General features: G+C 64.6%; 12 protein-coding genes. 7 read left to right on the forward strand and 5 right to left on the reverse strand.

The annotated features are described in order from the left end of the window. Position 1: 1 nt before the first annotated feature. Together MTX23_RS02530 and MTX23_RS02535 are read right to left on the reverse strand one after the other, a co-directional pair. Positions 2 to 2341, reverse strand: coding sequence for a xanthine dehydrogenase family protein molybdopterin-binding subunit (locus MTX23_RS02530; protein WP_280975073.1), 2340 nt, complete (start codon positions 2339 to 2341; stop codon positions 2 to 4). Positions 2342 to 2442: 101 nt separating this feature from the next. Beyond that, positions 2443 to 2928 carry a (2Fe-2S)-binding protein gene (locus MTX23_RS02535; RefSeq protein WP_280975074.1) on the reverse strand — a complete coding sequence of 162 codons (486 nt, stop codon included), beginning with the start codon at positions 2926 to 2928 and terminating at the stop codon, positions 2443 to 2445. A gap of 405 nt (positions 2929 to 3333) precedes the next feature. Here MTX23_RS02535 and MTX23_RS02540 point away from each other — a divergent pair, with 405 nt between their 5' ends. The 4 genes from MTX23_RS02540 to MTX23_RS02555 all read left to right on the forward strand — a co-directional run bounded on the left by MTX23_RS02540 (position 3334) and on the right by MTX23_RS02555 (position 7943). Continuing rightward, positions 3334 to 5049, forward strand: a complete 1716-nt coding sequence (locus MTX23_RS02540; protein ID WP_280975075.1) for a PQQ-dependent methanol/ethanol family dehydrogenase — start codon at positions 3334 to 3336, stop codon at positions 5047 to 5049. Between the two features lie 39 nt (positions 5050 to 5088). Next, on the forward strand, positions 5089 to 6267 hold the full coding sequence (locus MTX23_RS02545; protein WP_280975076.1) for a transporter substrate-binding domain-containing protein: 1179 nt from the start codon (positions 5089 to 5091) through the stop codon (positions 6265 to 6267). A 138-nt stretch (positions 6268 to 6405) separates the two neighbouring features. Further along, entirely contained in the window at positions 6406 to 7086 is a 681-nt protein-coding gene (locus MTX23_RS02550; RefSeq protein ID WP_280975077.1) for a response regulator transcription factor, read from the forward strand. 86 nt (positions 7087 to 7172) lie between these two features. After that, positions 7173 to 7943: a response regulator transcription factor gene (locus tag MTX23_RS02555; protein ID WP_280990716.1), complete on the forward strand. Its 771-nt coding sequence runs from the start codon at positions 7173 to 7175 to the stop codon at positions 7941 to 7943. Here the strand turns inward: MTX23_RS02555 and MTX23_RS02560 are convergent. Continuing rightward, positions 7938 to 9311, reverse strand: a complete 1374-nt coding sequence (locus MTX23_RS02560; protein WP_280975079.1) for an ATP-binding protein — start codon at positions 9309 to 9311, stop codon at positions 7938 to 7940. The genes MTX23_RS02555 and MTX23_RS02560 overlap by 6 nt on opposite strands. After that, on the reverse strand, positions 9308 to 10480 hold the full coding sequence (locus MTX23_RS02565; RefSeq protein ID WP_280975080.1) for an FIST N-terminal domain-containing protein: 1173 nt from the start codon (positions 10478 to 10480) through the stop codon (positions 9308 to 9310). Before MTX23_RS02565 ends, MTX23_RS02560 begins: the two co-directional genes overlap by 4 nt. Before the next feature lie 604 nt (positions 10481 to 11084). Here MTX23_RS02565 and MTX23_RS02570 point away from each other — a divergent pair. Continuing rightward, complete coding sequence (locus MTX23_RS02570; RefSeq protein ID WP_280975081.1) at positions 11085 to 13118, forward strand: methyl-accepting chemotaxis protein; 2034 nt, start codon at positions 11085 to 11087, stop codon at positions 13116 to 13118. A gap of 146 nt (positions 13119 to 13264) precedes the next feature. Here the strand turns inward: MTX23_RS02570 and MTX23_RS02575 are convergent, their stop codons facing one another. After that, positions 13265 to 13624, reverse strand: a complete 360-nt coding sequence (locus tag MTX23_RS02575; protein ID WP_280975082.1) for a DUF3175 domain-containing protein — start codon at positions 13622 to 13624, stop codon at positions 13265 to 13267. Between the two features lie 184 nt (positions 13625 to 13808). On the opposite strand from MTX23_RS02575, the gene MTX23_RS02580 reads away from it, so the two are divergent. After that, entirely contained in the window at positions 13809 to 15299 is a 1491-nt protein-coding gene (locus tag MTX23_RS02580) for an MFS transporter (protein ID WP_280975083.1), read from the forward strand. Between the two features lie 6 nt (positions 15300 to 15305). Then, positions 15306 to 16124 carry a trehalose-phosphatase gene (otsB, locus tag MTX23_RS02585; RefSeq protein ID WP_280975084.1) on the forward strand — a complete coding sequence of 273 codons (819 nt, stop codon included), beginning with the start codon at positions 15306 to 15308 and terminating at the stop codon, positions 16122 to 16124. Positions 16125 to 16171: the final 47 nt, after the last annotated feature.

Here is a 16171-nt window from a genome sequence, read left to right on the forward strand (position 1 = left end):
CTCAACCGTGAATGGCGTTCCAGACGCGATCGGGCGTCGCCGGCATTTCCAGCTTGTTGTTGCCGATGGCGTCCGTGATCGCATTGATCACGGCAGCCGAGGCGCCGATCGCGCCGGCCTCGCCGCAGCCCTTGACGCCGAGCGGATTGCCCGGACACAGCGTCGTGGTGTGCGAGAGCTGGAACGACGGCAGGTCGTCGGCACGCGGCATGGTGTAATCCATGAAGGATGCGGTCACGAGCTGACCGTTGCCGTCATAGACCACGCCTTCGAGCAGGGCCTGGCCGATGCCCTGCGCCAAGCCGCCATGAACCTGGCCCTCGACGATCATCGGGTTGATCAGCCGGCCGAAGTCGTCTGCCGCCACGAAGTTGACGAAGGAGGTCTTGCCGGTGGTGGGATCGACCTCGAGCTCGCAGATATAGGCGCCGGCCGGGAAGGTGAAGTTGGTCGGGTCGTAGAACGCCGTCTCCTTCAGCCCCGGCTCCATGCCCTCAGGCAGGTTGTGCGCGGTGTAGGCCGCGAGCGCGACCATCGGCAGCGCGATCGACTTGTCGGTGCCGGTGACCTTGAACTCGCCGTTCTCGATCACGATGTCGCTCTCGGAGGCTTCGAGCGCGTGCGCCGCGATCTTCTTGGCCTTGGCTTCGACCTTCTCCATCGCCTTCACGATCGCGGTGCCGCCGACCGCGAGCGAGCGCGAGCCGTAGGTGCCCATGCCGAACTGCACCTTGTCGGTGTCGCCATGGACGATCGAGACCTGGCTGAGCGGCACGCCGAGACGCTCCGCGATGATCTGGCAGAACGTCGTCTCGTGGCCCTGGCCGTGGCTGTGCGAGCCGGTGAGGACCTCGATGGTGCCGACCGGGTTGACGCGGATCTCCGCGGACTCCCATAGGCCGACGCCGGCACCGAGACTGCCGACCGCTTTCGACGGCGCGATGCCGCAGGCCTCGATGTAGCAGGAGATGCCGATGCCGCGCAGTTTGCCGTCGGCCTTCGCCTTGGCCTTGCGGCCCGGGAAGCCGGCGTAATCGATCGCCTTCATCGCGGCGTCGATCGAAGCGTGGAAGTCGCCGACGTCATACGCCATGATCACAGGCGTCTGATACGGGAACTGGGTGATGAAGTTCTTCTTGCGCAGCTCGGCCGGGTCGACCTTCAACTGCCGCGCCGCGGTCTCCATCATCCGCTCGATCAGGTAGCTGGCCTCCGGGCGGCCGGCGCCGCGATAAGCGTCGACCGGCGTGGTGTTGGTGTAGACGCCCATCACCTCGGCATAGATCGCCGGGATCACATACTGGCCCGACAGCAGCGTCGCATAGAGATAGGTCGGCACCGCCGAGGAGAACAGCGACATATAGGCGCCGAAATTGGCGTGGGTCTTCACCCTGAGACCAAGGATCTTGTTGTCCTTGTCGAACGCCATCTCTGCCTTCGAGACATGGTCGCGGCCATGCGCGTCGGTGAGGAAGGCCTCCGAGCGGTCACCGGTCCACTTCACCGGGCGGTTGACCTTCTTCGACGCCCACAGCGCCACCATCTCTTCTGGATAGATGTAGATCTTCGAGCCGAAGCCGCCGCCGACGTCGGGCGCGATCACCCGCAGCTTGTGCTCCGGCGCGATGTTGTAGAACGCCGACAGCACGAGGCGGGCGACGTGCGGGTTCTGCGATGTGGTGTAGAGCGTAAAGTGCTCGTCGGCCTGGTCGTAATGCGCAATCGCCGCGCGCGGCTCCATCGCGTTCGGCACCAGGCGGTTGTTGGTGAGCTCGAGCGTCACCACGTTGGCGGCCTTGCTGAAGGCGTCCTTCACCGCGGCTTCGTCGCCGAGGTGCCAATCATACACGACGTTGCCGGGCGCTTCGGGGTGCAGCTGCGGCGCGCCGGGCTTGATCGCGGCCTTGATGTCGGGCACCGCGGGAAGCTCTTCATAGTTGACGATAACAGCTTCGGCCGCGTCCCTGGCCTGATTCTTGGTTTCGGCGATCACGACCGCGACCGCCTGTCCGACGAAACGCACGGTCTCCGGCGCCATCGCCGGCCACGCGCCCATTTTCATCGGCGAACCATCCTTCGAGGTGATCGCCCAGCCGCAGATGAGGTTGCCGACCTTGTCGTCGACGAGCTGCTGCCCGGTCAGCACCGCGATCACGCCGGGCATCTTCATGGCCTCGGCTGAATCGATGCCCGTGACCTTGGCATGCGCATGCGGGCTGCGGATGAAGTGAGCATAGCTCATGCCCACCATTTTGATGTCGTCGACGTAACGTCCCTGTCCGGTTATGAACCGGCGATCTTCCTTGCGCACGACACGTGCGCCGATTCCTTCAACACCCATGGTCTAGTCCTCCCGACCGGAGATTTCGATTTGCCGCCGTTTCCATCGAGATCGGCGGTGATGAGCTTGATCGTGCGTGGTCCTCTACAGCCCTTGGGCTGCTATTCGGCGGCCTGCGCGACCTTCATGCGGCCGGCTGCATCGAGCACCGCTTTGACGATGTTGTGGTAGCCGGTGCAGCGGCAGATATTGCCTTCGAGCTCGTGGCGGACCGTTTCCTCGTCGAGATTGCCGCCATGGCGGTGCACGATATCGACAGCGGACATGATCATGCCGGGGGTGCAGTAACCGCACTGCAGGCCGTGATTGTCGCGGAAGGCCGCCTGCATCGGGTGCAGCTCGTCGCCCTTGGCGAGGCCTTCGATCGTGGTGACGTTGCAGCCGGCGGCCTGGCCGGCCAGCATGGTGCAGGATTTGACCGCCCGTCCGTCGACATGGACGACGCAGGCACCGCACTGGCTGGTATCGCAGCCGACATGGGTACCGGTCAGGTTCAGGTTTTCGCGCAAGAGATGCACGAGGAGGGTCCGGTCCTCGACGTCGACCGAGACCGCCCTGCCGTTTACCGTCAGTTTGACTGTAGACACGCATTCCTCCCAAAGTCTCAATTATTGGCTCAGTAGAGCACGCTTCATGGGGGGCGTAACCGCGATCAAAGTCGTAGTCGCGACCCTGTCATGAAGGGTGCCGGGCCTGTGCTTCGATCCTAGCAGGCCGCCGGTGGATGGGCAATTTACAAGCCCGCACCGATCGTCCCAAGTGCACGTGATGCACCCGCCTTCATGGCGCTTGCGATCGCCAACCTGTCGATCGCAACGCGCGGCGAAGCACCGTCCGCGATGGCTACTACCTTCCGCCTATAACGGCCAAAAAACGTTGCTGTCATTTTCATCGGCGATGCAGCGACGAAAGATCGCGCGTTCATGAATTGGTTAGAAAGCCGCGCCCGCGACGCATCCGTCGCGGCAACGAAACCATATTGGAGGAAACAGATGAAGCTGAGGAGCGGGACCTTCTTTGCCGGCGTGTCGCTGGCCGCCATGCTGATGGCGAGTGTCGGCGTGTCGAGAGCGAATGATTCCGTCGTGAAGGCGGCATCGGATCCCAACGGGTGGGCCGTCGCAGGCCACGACTACGGCAATACGCGCTTCAGCCCCCTGAAGCAAATCAACTCCGAGAACGTCGGCAAGCTGCAGCTGGCCTATTCCATGTCGCTGGCCTCGCTGCGTTCCAACGAGTCCTCGCCGATCGTGATCGGCAAGACCCTGTACGTCTCGACCTCCTGGGGGCCGAAATACGTCTATGCGATCGATGCCGCGACCGGGGCGCGCAAATGGACCTATCAGCCTGATATCCCCGACGACGTGCTTCAATACGCCTGCTGCGACGTCAACAATCGTGGCGTGTCCTATGCCAACGGCAAGATCTTCGTCGGCCGGCTCGATGGCAAGCTGACCGCGCTCGATGCCGAGACCGGCAAGGAGCTCTGGACCTCGACCGTCGTCGACTACAAGCAGGGCTCGGTCATCACCTCGCCGCCGCTCGTGGTCCGCGACAAGGTCATCACCGGCTTCGGCGGCGGCGAATACGGCGTCCGCGGTGCGCTGCAGGCGTTCGACCTTAACACCGGCAAGCTGCTCTGGCAGACCTACACGGTGCCGGCGCCCGGCGAACCCGGCAGCGAGACCTGGAAGGGCGACACCGGCCTGCACGGCGGCGGCGCAGCCTGGCTGGTCGGCTCCTACGACGCCAAGTCCGACACGGTCTATTGGGGAACCAGCAATCCGGGTCCCTGGAACACCGGCGTGCGCTCCACCGGCGACGGCAATTTCGGCAAGCTGACCAACCTGTACACGGCGTCCACGCTCGCGATCGATCCCAACACCGGCAAGATCAAGTGGCATATCCAGGGCACGCCAGCCGATGCCTGGGATTATGACGGCGTCAATGAGCTCGTGCTCGCCAACTTGAAGATCAAGGGCGCCGAGACGCCGGTGCTGATGAAGGCGGACCGCAACGGCTTCTTCTTCGTCGCCAACCGCGAAACTGGCAAGGTGATCTCGGCCGAGAAATATGTCTTCGCGAACTGGGCCAAGAAGTGGGACGTCAACACGATGCGGGCCGAAGAGGATCCGGACAAGCGGCCCGGCCCCGGCCATCCCGCCAAGGACATCTGCCCGAACCTGATCGGCGGCAAGAACTGGCAGCCGATGTCGTTCAACCCGCAGACCGGCCTCGTCTACATTCCGACCAACAATGTCTGCATGGACTGGTCGGTCAGTGACGTGAACTACAAGCGCGGCGTGTTCTATCTCGGCGCCGAATTCCCGACCAAGGCAGGTCCCGGCGGGTTCCTCGGCGAGCTCGTGGCCTGGGATCCCATCGCCAACAAGAAGGTGTGGGGCCTCAAGGAAGACCTGCCCTTCAACGGCGGCACGCTGACGACGGCCGGCAACCTGGTGTTCTCGGGCAATCTGCATGGCGACTTCCGCGCCATCGATGCCAAGAACGGCAAGGTGCTGTGGAGCAAGAACCTCGGCAGCGGCATCGGCGCCGGTCCGGTGACCTACTCGGTCGACGGCAAGCAGTATGTCGCAATCGTGGTTGGGCGCACGGCGTCGATCCCGGCCTTCCTCGGCGACATCGGCAAGAAGATGACCGCCGCGGCGCCCGAGGGCGGCTCGTTGTTCGTGTTCAGCGTGCAGTAACAATCGTCGAGAACGGAGGCAGCATTGTCCGTGTTCAGCATGACCCGAAACGAAGTGCGTGGATGTTCGCGTGACGCGCGGTTGGGACGGGCGATCAGTGCCGTGCTGCTCTCCGCAATATTGATGGCGCCGGCCGTGTCGGCCGGCGCAGAGGAGACAAAGCCGCTGCGGCTCTGCGCCGACCCAACCAACCTGCCGTTCTCGAGCGATGATCCGGGCAAGCCCGGACTGTATCTCGAGATCGGCCAGGCGGTGGCGGAGAAGCTCGGCCGTGCGGTGAGCTACAACTGGTACAAGTCTTATTTCGGCAAGCGCACGGTTCGCGAAACCCTGCTCAGCAAGCAATGCGATGCCATGGTCGGCCTGCCGCTGGTCGAGGATTTCATGGGGCCGGCGGTGATCTTCTCGAAGCCGATCGCCCATGAAGGCTACGCGCTAGTCGCGGCCAGGGATCGCAAGCTCGCCGGCATCGACGATCTCAAGGGGCTGCGGGTCGCGGTGCAATACGAATCGGCGCCACAAAACCTGCTTGCGTCGCGCGACGACATCCAGAAAGTCACCGTGCTCAGCCCGGACGAAGGGATGGCGGCGCTTGCGAAAGGAACGGTGGACGTCGCCTTCATTTGGGCGCCGGTGGCCGGCTGGCTCAACAAGACCGCCTATGGCGACAAGTATCAGGTCGTATCGACCAAAGGCGACGGCCTGCTCTGGAAGACCGCAATCGGCTTCGCCAAGGCGTCGGGCACGCTGCGCGATGAGGTCGATGCCGTGCTACCGTCACTGCAACCTGACATCGCCGCCCTGTTCGTCAAATATGGCGTGCCGAACGGCGCACCGGTGAAGTTCGGCCAGGCGAACCAGGCTGCGACGTCGTCCAGCGGGACGAGCGAACCCACCACCGTGGGACAGGCGGCTGCATCCGACAAGCCGGTCCAGACCGCGGCAGTCACCGGAGATGCCAAGGCCGGGCGGGAAACGTTCAACGGCACCTGCGCTCATTGCCACGGCCCGGATGCGGTGCAGAGCGAACGGCGCATCGATCTGCGTCTCCTGAAGAAGCGTTATGGCAACGACATGGAAGCGACCTTCTGGAAGACGGTCCATGAGGGCCGCCCGTCCAAGGGGATGCCGTCGTGGAAGGACGTTTTTAGCGACGACGAGCTGAAAAACGTATATGCCTATTTACAGACACTGCAGGACTCCGACGCGTCGAACTAGAGCATTTTCGAGCGAATTCAGCACCGGTTCGCGTGAAGACGATGCGTCAAAGCTAGCATCTGGAGCTTCGGTTCTGATTTAATCAGAACTGAAAATGCTCTAGGGCACGACGGCGGCAACATCCGTACGAGGCTCCTTATGATGGGCTTCCTGATCATCGACGATCACCCGTTGTTCGGTGAAGCGCTTGGCAACGCCATTCGCATCTCGCATCCGGATGCCCGTATCTACGAGGCCACCTCGATCAAGGGCGCGCTCGGTATCCTCGCCACCGAGCCGAACATCGACCTGGCCCTGCTCGATTTGCTGCTGCCCGACGTTGTCGGCTTTTCCGGGTTCCAGAAGATCCGGGACCGCTATCCCCGGCTTCCGATCGCCATCGTGTCGAGCGAGGAGGACAAGCATACGATCCGCGAGGCGCTGGAGATGGGCGCGGTCGGCTATCTGCCGAAGTCGACCTCGCTCGGCGAGCTGTCTGAGGCGATCGCCCGGGTGCTGAGCGGTTCGGTCTCGGCGCCGCGGGATTTCGTCGCGGTCGGCGCATTGGAGCAGTCGGAGACGGCGCGCACGTTGCAGGAACGGATCCAGAAGCTGACGCCGCAGCAGATTCGCGTCCTGCACCTGATTACCCGCGGCTTGCAGAACCGAGAGATCGCCGCGGAGCTCAAGCTCGCGGAGTCCACGGTGAAGGCGCATGTGACCGAGATACTGCGCAAGCTGAAGCTGTTCAGCCGCAACAAGGCGATCATCGAGCTCGGCAAGGTCCCGCTTCCGCTTCCTGAAGCCTGCGCGGGTTCGAAGCCGGAGAAGGCGCCTTAAGGTTGCTGCGCTGCAACGCGAGGGCATCGAACGTTCTATAGGCTGCACCCCGGCTTTGAGATAACGTCATGCCCGCAATGGCAGTCATGAGCGACCCGGGAGAGGACGGCGCAGCCTTGACCACAACCGCGCCCCTGGACGAACCGCCGGTCAGCAAGGCGGGTGCCCCTCGGCTGCTGATCGTCGAGGATCACCCGCTGTTTCGTGCCGCCCTGGTCGGCGTGATCGGCGCTGAATTTCCTGAGGCCGAAGTGCTGCAGGCGACGTCGATCGACGGCGCGCTGGACGTTATCGCCGCGCGCGAGGGCCTTGATTTGATCCTGCTCGATCTGTCGATGCCCGGGACCACTGGGCTCCTGGGAGCCTACCGGGTGCGCGCTGCCGCGCCGCGCAGCGCGCTCGTCATCGTGTCGGCGCATGACGATTCCCGAATCATCGGCAGCACGATCTCGCTCGGCATTTCCGGTTATATTCCGAAATCCACGCCGAAGGCCGAGCTGGCGCGCCTGTTGCGCGGCATCCTCGAAGGAGCCGTGTGCCTGCCCACGCGTTTCCGCGATACCGCCGCTGCCCGGAAAGGTCAGGCCGACACGCGGGAGCTGATCCAGCAGCTCGGCCAGCTCACCTCACAGCAGTTGCGCGTGCTCGACATGATCTGCCATGGCCTGCAGAACAAGCATATCGCCTATCAGCTCGATATCTCGGTCACGACCGTGAAGGTGCATGTCTCGGAGATCCTGCGCAAGCTCAACGTGCGGAGCCGGACCGAGGCGATCATCGCATTGTCGAAGCTGGATTTCGGCAAGCACGACCACGCGCCGGTCACGGCTGCGCCGTCGCGCGGCGACCAATCATAGCCGCGTTGCCGGCTGCTCCGCGGCCAGCAGGAACGACAGCAGCGAGCGCATCTCAGCGGGCTTGATCGGCTTCTTCAGCAGCTCGTGGCCGAAGGCCGACACATCGGAGGCCGCCTTGGCGGAGTAGTCGGCGGTGACGATGATCGCCGGAACGCCGGTCTTGATCTCGTTGCGGATCACGTCGACGGCCTCGATCCCGGTCTCGCCATTGTCGAGATGCAGATCGGCGATGATGGCGTCTGGAATTCCATCCAGCGCCCGGATGCGTTCGAGCGCTTCGGTCTTGGAGATCGTCACCGCGACGTCGCAACCCCATTTCTCCAGCAGGCTGGCGAGGCCCTCGGCGCTCGACAGGTCGTTCTCGATCAGCAGGATCTTCGCACCCTCCATGCCGCCATACCGATAATCGACGCTTGCCTGCTCGCGCGCCGGAATTGCGACTGGGTCGGCGGTGCGCGGGAGGGTGACCGAGAACACCGAGCCCTTGCCCGGGCGCGACGTCAGCCGGATGTCGTGGCCCAGCACGTTGGCAAAGCGGCGCACGATCGAGAGGCCGAGTCCGATGCCGGCCTTGTCGCCGGCGCCGGCCTCGCCACGCTGGAACTCGACGAAGATGGCTTCGCGCTGCGTTTCCGGAATTCCTGGGCCGGTGTCGTGCACCTCGATGCAGATGTTGTCGCCGCTGTTACGGCAACCCATCAGCACGCTGCCGCGCTGGGTGTAGCGCAATGCATTGGCCAACAGGTTCTGCAAGATCCGGCGCAGCATCAGCGGGTCCGAGCGAACCACACCGGACGACGGCATGATCCGGAGCGAGAGGTTGCGCTTGGCCGCGAGCGGGCTGAATTCCTGCTGCAGCGGTTCGAACAGCGACGCGATCGCAACCGGTCCGAACTCCGGCTTGAGCACGCCCGCATCGAGCTTGGAGATGTCGAGCAGCGTGCGCAGCATGTCCTCGAGCGTCGCCAGCGAGCGGTCGATCTGGTCGGTCAGGGCGACGCCCTTGGGTTCGGTCATCATCTCGGTCAGGGCCGACAGCGTCAGCCGCGCCGCATTCAGCGGCTGCAGCAGATCGTGAGTGACGGACACCAGCACGGACGATTTCAGCGAGCTTGCCGCCTCCGCCTGTTGCTTCGCCTGCAGCAGCCGGCCATTGGTCTTTTCCAGCGACTGCAGCACCTGCTTGAGCTGCTGGGTGCGGTCGCGAACCTGCTGGTCGAGCGCGATCGCGGTCTCGAACAGCGAGAATGCGTTGAGCTGCTGGTCGGTCGAGCGCTCGACGCGCGACATCAGCGCCGCGTTGATCTTGCGCAGCTTCTCGGCCTCGCGCTCGAGCGTTGCAATGCGGCTGGGGCCGGTATCCGTCATTGCGGAGCAACAGCTCGCTTGCCGATGGCAACGCCGGTCAGCGTCTGATTGACGTGCATGGAGCGATATTGCTCGCCATAGGTTTGAAAGCCAATCACATTGTTGCGGCGATAGAGTTCCGACATCTCCCGCGACAACTGGTGCTGCTCGACGTCGAGCCGGCGCAGCACGCATTCGAAGCCGATGAAGACCGAGATCTCGCCGAGTTCGTCGGTGATCTCCTTGAGCAGGTCGCTCGTCGCATCAATCGGATCGCGCTCGCGCGCTACCGTCAGCACCATCCCCTCGTCTATGGCGCAGAAGAACTGCAGCGACCCGTCCGGGTTGGTGCACTGGATCGACCGTGCGTAATACGCGCCGCCGACCCGGACCAGCAAGGGATGGGCGGCGAAGGAGAACAGTTCGAGCTTGGAATCGCTGAGGCCGACCGCGCGCGAATATTCCAGCGCGGCAGGCTCGGCGTTGATCTCCTTCACGATCCGCCGCTCGATGTCGGCGTCGGTCACGACCATCTTGGTCGCGGTCGGCTCGAAGTGATCGCATTTGAACAGGCGGAACGGCAGCCGGGTCCTGATCAGGATCACGACGGCGGCGTCGGTGTATGCCTTGCCGTTGTGGAAGACCCAGGATTTCTCGAAGCGCAGGCCGTCGCCGGCCGAGCCGCCGACGATCGGAATGTCTCCCAGCGACGCGTAGATCGCCGACATGATGGTCTCTTCGCGCTGGCACATTCCGTCGATGAACAGCAGCCCGAAGGACTCGTCGGCGGGATCGCATTGCTCGGTGCGTTGCGCGAACTCCTGCTGCAGCTCGGTGCAGATCGAGCGGCCGCGATCGACCCGGAAGGTCGAGAGGTCGAGCAGCGGGCGGGCCGCGATCACGAAGTCGGCCGCGTTGAAGCCCATCGCGACCACGCTGTCCTCGTCCCAGCCGGCCGGCGAGAGCTCGCCGGCCGTCGTGCAGCCGAAGATCGGCGTGTCCGGCATCCGGCGCGACAGCTCGGCGATGAAGGTCTCGGGATCGTAGAACGGCGAGACGAACACCGTGACCATGGCGAGCTTGGCGCGCGCCAATTGACGCGCGATCTCGTCCGCGGCTTCCCGCGGTCCGTCGGTCTTTGCCTGCGCCACGACAATACTGTCGGCGGCACCGCTGTGCTTCTCCGCCAAAGGCTTTCTCCCAGACCAGGTCACTTTATTCTTCTTGGCGCGGATGGTTCCGCGCATACCGCGACGGCGGCTCAGGCCGGACGCGATCGAGGTACCGCTGGGTACCGTATCGTAGTGGGAGACATCATTGGCCGGCCAAGGTGCCGGCACGCCTGTTTGACGCAAGCGCCGATAGCGCCATCCGCCGCAATGACATCGGACGCCTCCCTGATATGTTTTTCCCGGCTGCGGGCAGCGGCCGGGCCTGCTTATAACCAGTCTAAATTAAAGGGGCCGGCTCTCCCGTCAATCGCGAATGCGCGGGACGAAGGTCGTAGCAGGCGCGTCCGGGCCGGTCTGGAATGCCAGCGGTCGGTGCACCGGCCTGCCGGTATCGCAGGGGGATCAGGCCGGGCGCTCGGCTGCCTCGAGCTCCGCGACCTCGTCGTCGTTGAACACCCGGCTGCGGGTCAGGAAACGGACGCCCTCCGTTGATCCCTGCAGTCCGGTACGCATCGGCGTTTACACAGCTTTATCCATTTCTGCCCTAGGTTTGCGCGCCGGGTTCGGGGCGGGGCGCCTCCGGACACCGCATGGTTTTCAGAATGAAGATGAGGGGGTGGGGATGCTGGGGCTCAAGCGATCGCGTTCGATCAAATTCCCAACCCTCAGGTTCCGCGCCAAGATCATGCTCGGCTTTGCCGTGACGCTGGCGATTTCGGCGGCCAGCATGGGATTTGCCTATATGGGCTTCGAGCGGGTCTCGGCCGGCGTCGCCTCCTACCGCCAGAGCGTCGCGGAAGCCGATCTTGCCCGCAATATCGACCGCGAGCTGATCTCCTACCGTTCGCTGGCGCGGTATTTCGTGGTCACCGGCAAGGAGGACGACGCCAAGGCGGCGCTCGCCGCGGAAGCCAGCCTGAAGGACGCCATCCTGGCCGCGATGAAGGGCACCACCAACCCGGCCCGGCTCGATCAGGTCACCAAGCTGGAGCGCGAGTTTCGCACCTTCTCCAAGATCTTCGCCGACATCGTCAAACTGAAGGACGAGAGCGCACGGATCGCGCAGAACAATCTCAACCGCAGCGCAAATTCGATGCGCTACAAGCTCGACGATCTCCCGAGCAATGCCGACGATTCTGAGCTCCAGTCGATTCAGTTCGGCTCCAAGAAGGTTGCCGACCAGTTCCAGGCGGCGACCGCGCTCGCCAACATGTTCGTCGTCAATGCCGACAAGACGGTCGCGACCAGCGCGATGGCGCGGCTGAAGTTCGTCGAGAACTCGCTGCACGCGCTCTCCTCGAAGACCGAGCGGATCAATCAGGGGCTGAAGGAGGTCGCCGGGCTGCTCGACGAATACCGGCAATCGCTGGCGAAGCTGATCGAGAACTCGAAATCAATCGATGAGCTGACGGTCGAGATGACGGAATCCGCAACCGCCATCAGCCAGGGCTCGGCCGCGATGAAGTCCAACCTGCTCGCCGATCAGAAGCGGCTCGAGAACGAATCCCATGCCACGATCGGCGAGACCGAGCGGCTGATCCTGATGCTTGCCGCTGGCGGCTTCGTGCTGGGCCTCGCCTGGGCGTTCTTGCTCGGCAAGGGCATCTCGCGGCCGATTGCCGCGATGTGCGCCGCGATGCGCGAGCTCGCCGCCGGCAATTTCGACGTCGTGCTGCCCGGCCTCGGCCGCCGCGACGAGCTGGGCGAGATGGCTGGTGCGGTGGAGGAGTTCAAGGTCCAGGCGATCGCCAAGGCCGAGCGCGACGCCGCGACCCAGGAGGCGCAGAACAAGGCAAGCGCCGCCGCGCGGCGTGCCGAGCTGATCCGATTCGCCGACGAATTCGAATCCGCTGTCGGCTCGATCGTCTCCAACGTGTCGGCCTCCGCCGTGCAGCTCGAATCGGCAGCCGGCACCCTGACGCGGACCGCGGAGACCACGCAGAATCTGTCCAGCCAGGTCGCCGGCGCTTCCGAGGAGGCGTCCAGCAACATGCAGTCGGTTGCCTCCGCCACCGAGGAGCTGTCCGCTTCGGTCGACGAGATCGGCCGCCGCGCCAAGGAGTCGAGCCAGATCGCCGATTCCGCCGTGCGCCAGGCCGAGCAGACCGATGCGCGGATCGGCAAATTGTCGCGTGCCGCGCAGGAGATCGGCGACGTGGTCAAGCTGATCACGGCGATTGCCGAGCAGACCAACCTGCTGGCGTTGAACGCCACTATCGAGGCGGCGCGCGCCGGCGATGCCGGCCGCGGCTTCGCGGTGGTTGCGGCCGAGGTGAAGTCGCTGGCGAGTCAGACCGGCAGGGCCACCGAGGAAATCTCCAACCACATCTCGGGCATGCAGGCCGCGACGCAGGAATCGGTCGCCGCGATCAAGGAGATCGGCGGCACCATCTCCCAGATCTCCGGCATCGCGACCAACATCGCGAGCTCGGTCGAGCAGCAGAGCGCGGCGACGCAGGAGATCGCCCGCAGCGTGCAGAACGTCGCGCAGGGCACGCAGGAGGCCGCCGCCAGCGTCACCCAGGTCAATCGCGGCGCAACCGAGACTGGCGCAGCCTCCGAAGAGGTCCTGAACTCGGCCCGCTCGCTGTCGGTCGAGAGCGCGCGGCTGCGCGAGGAGCTCGACCGCTTCATGGCGAACATCCGCGCGGCGTAGGCGGGTACGCCCGAGCGGATAGACAATCGTCGTCCTGGCGAAAGCCGGGATCCATACCCACCGCTCGCTATTGTTGTAGACGCAACTAGCCGCGCGCCTGTTGCCATGGCTGCGTATGGGTCCTGGCCTTCGCCAGGACGACGACATCAATCGCGGCCAAACTGGTGCTTCAACTCGACCTTGGCACGTTCGAGCCGCGAGCGTTGCGCCAGCGGCAGCGTCTTGCCGGCGCGGTTGATATAGAAGGTTAGCATCGACAATGCGGACCGGTAGGCGCCGCTCTTGCGACGCTTGCTCTGTTCGGCGGACCGCTTCAGCGATGCTGCGATCTTCTTCGCGCTGGTCAGCTTGAACACGCCGCGTTTGAGATCGAGCGCATCGCTCTCTTGCGTCACCCGCTGCGACCAGCGGTTGGGCGCCGTCTTTCGCGTTGCGATCTTGCGCCGTGCCGCACCGGCCTTCCGTGCGGTGGACTTTTTCCGCGTGGCTTGCTTGCGTGCCGCCATGGCTGGCTCCTTGACGTCTCAGCGGGCAACTGTGGCCGCCATGTTCCGTTCCTGTCGATCGATATGGGAACCTCTGCACGACGCCGGCGTTATCGCCGCGTGGCGGGCATCTGGTTTGCCGCAATTCCGGCAGTGAGAGCCTTGGAGCGTTTCGTTCCGGGGTTTTTCCCATTACTCAGGCGCGATGACTCTGCAGCGGACACAGCTCAGCACTGCGACAACGGGCGAGGCGGCGGCGCCGGCCGCGGAGAGCGATGATCGCATCATCGAGACCTCGATTCCGCTTCGGCTCGACAATCTGTACTGGAGCGGATTCCATACCCGCGTGGTGCTGGCGCTCGGCATCACCTGGATCCTCGACGGGCTCGAAGTGACGCTCGCCGGCGCGTTGTCGGGCGCGCTGAAGGACAGCCCGGCGATGCGGTTCTCCAACGCCGATGTCGGCTTTGCCAGCAGCGCCTATCTCGCCGGCGCGGTGCTCGGCGCGCTGGGCTTCGGCTGGCTGACCGACCGCATCGGGCGCAAGAAGCTGTTCTTCATCACGCTGGCGCTGTATCTCTCGGCAACCGCGGCCACCGCGCTGTCGTGGAATGTTGCGAGCTACGCGCTGTTCCGTTTTCTCACCGGCGCCGGCATCGGCGGCGAATACACCGCGATCAATTCGACCATCCAGGAGCTGGTGCCGGCGCGCTATCGCGGCTGGACCGATCTCGTCATCAACGGCAGCTTCTGGATCGGCGCCGCGATCGGCGCCTCCAGCGCGATCTTCCTGCTCGACCCCGCGGTGCTGGCGCCGGACCACGGCTGGCGGATCGCCTATTTCACCGGCGCCGTGCTCGGCCTCGTCGTGCTGTTCATGCGGATGTGGATCCCCGAGAGCCCGCGTTGGCTGATGATCCACGGCCGCCCCGACGAGGCGCACCGGATCGTCGACGGCATCGAGACCTCCGTCCTCGGCCATACCCAGCCGAGCGGGGATTTCGACAAGATCAGGATCCGGATGCGCGATCATACGCCGCTGCGCGAGGTCGCAACGACACTGTTCTCCACCTACCGGCAGCGCTCGCTGGTCGGGCTGGTGTTGATGGCCGCGCAGGCGTTCTTCTACAATGCGATCTTCTTCACCTTCGCCCTTATTCTGACCGACTTCTTTGGCATTCCCGCGAGCGATGTTGGCTGGTACATCCTCCCCTTTGCCGCCGGCAATTTCCTCGGGCCGCTGCTGCTCGGCCGCCTGTTCGACACGCTTGGCCGCCGCACCATGATCACGCTGACCTATGGCGTGTCGGGCGTGCTGCTGGCGCTGTCCGGCTATCTGTTCTCGATCGGCGCGCTCAGCGCGCAGAGCCAGACCATCGCCTGGATGGTGATCTTCTTCTTTGCCTCGCCGGCCGCGAGCGCCGCCTATCTGACCGTCAGCGAGAACTTCCCGCTCGAGGTCCGCGCGCTCGCGATCGCCGCGTTCTATGCGATCGGCACCGGCATCGGCGGCGTGGTGGGGCCCGCATTGTTCGGCGTGCTGATCGACACCGGATCGCGCAGCAGCGTTTTCGCCGGTTACCTTCTGGGGGCGGCGCTCATGGTCGGAGCCGCAGTCGTCGCGTGGCGTTACGCCGTCGCGGCCGAGCGAAAATCGCTCGAATCTGTCGCACGACCGCTGGCAGTTGTGGAGTAGAATGACATGAAGCATGACCTGGCCGAGATGCCCGTGGATGACGACATCGCCCCTGACGACAATCTGGCGCCGGACAGCGTGCCGGTGCCGGCATCGCTGGTTCCGCGTCTGAAGGAGACCGCGGTGCTGCTCGATATCGACGGCACCTTGATCGATTTCGCGCCGACGCCGCGCGAGGTCTGGGTGCCGCCGGATCTGGCGGAGACCTTGAGGCTTCTGCACGAGCGCACTGACGGCGCGCTGGCGCTGGTCAGCGGCCGCTCGCTCAACGACATTGACCTGATCTTCGCGCCGGATCTGTTTCCCGCCATCGGCGGCCACGGCGCCGAGATGCGGCTGCAGCCGGGCAGCGACGAAGCAGTCGCCGCGCACGCCCCGCCGCTGGACAAGGAGTTGAAGCGCCGTCTCGCCGCGATCGCCAAGCTCAGCCCCGGGATCCTGCTCGAGGACAAGGGCTACTCGCTGGCGCTGCACTACCGGCTCGCGCCGCACGCGGAGAAGGCGATCCATGAAGCGGTGTCGCTGATCCGCGCCGATCTGCCGAACGCGCCGATCGAGGTGATGCCGGGCAAGAGCGTGTGCGAGATCAAGCAGGCCGGCTTCACCAAGGCGAGCGGCGTGCGCGAACTGATGACGCACGAGCCGTTCAAGGGACGGCGTCCGTTCTTCATCGGCGACGACGTCACCGACGAGAGCGTGTTCGAGATCATGCCCGACTTCAACGGTCTCGCATTTTCCGTGGGCCGTCGCGCGACCGGCGTCGCCGGCCATTTCGACACACCGAGCGACGTGCGCGAATTCCTCGCGCGTCTGCTGGAGCGATGACGAAAGGCACGTGAGCCCGCCCTAAGCGGCTCACCGTATCTTGCCAC

The sequence above is a fragment of the Bradyrhizobium sp. ISRA436 genome (genome assembly GCF_029910015.1).
GTDB lineage: Bacteria > Pseudomonadota > Alphaproteobacteria > Rhizobiales > Xanthobacteraceae > Bradyrhizobium.

Bases quoted from the DNA above. Each gene is read 5' to 3' on its own strand.
- MTX23_RS02530 (WP_280975073.1), bottom strand. From the start codon at position 2,341: ATGGGTGTTGAAGGAATCGGCGCACGTGTCGTGCGCAAGGAAGATCGC.
- MTX23_RS02540 (WP_280975075.1), top strand. From the start codon at position 3,334: ATGAAGCTGAGGAGCGGGACCTTCTTTGCCGGCGTGTCGCTGGCCGCC.
- MTX23_RS02545 (WP_280975076.1), top strand. From the start codon at position 5,089: ATGACCCGAAACGAAGTGCGTGGATGTTCGCGTGACGCGCGGTTGGGA.
- MTX23_RS02550 (WP_280975077.1), top strand. From the start codon at position 6,406: ATGATGGGCTTCCTGATCATCGACGATCACCCGTTGTTCGGTGAAGCG.
- MTX23_RS02555 (WP_280990716.1), top strand. From the start codon at position 7,173: ATGAGCGACCCGGGAGAGGACGGCGCAGCCTTGACCACAACCGCGCCC.
- MTX23_RS02560 (WP_280975079.1), bottom strand. From the start codon at position 9,311: ATGACGGATACCGGCCCCAGCCGCATTGCAACGCTCGAGCGCGAGGCC.
- MTX23_RS02570 (WP_280975081.1), top strand. From the start codon at position 11,085: ATGCTGGGGCTCAAGCGATCGCGTTCGATCAAATTCCCAACCCTCAGG.
- MTX23_RS02575 (WP_280975082.1), bottom strand. From the start codon at position 13,624: ATGGCGGCACGCAAGCAAGCCACGCGGAAAAAGTCCACCGCACGGAAG.
- MTX23_RS02580 (WP_280975083.1), top strand. From the start codon at position 13,809: ATGACTCTGCAGCGGACACAGCTCAGCACTGCGACAACGGGCGAGGCG.
- otsB (WP_280975084.1), top strand. From the start codon at position 15,306: ATGAAGCATGACCTGGCCGAGATGCCCGTGGATGACGACATCGCCCCT.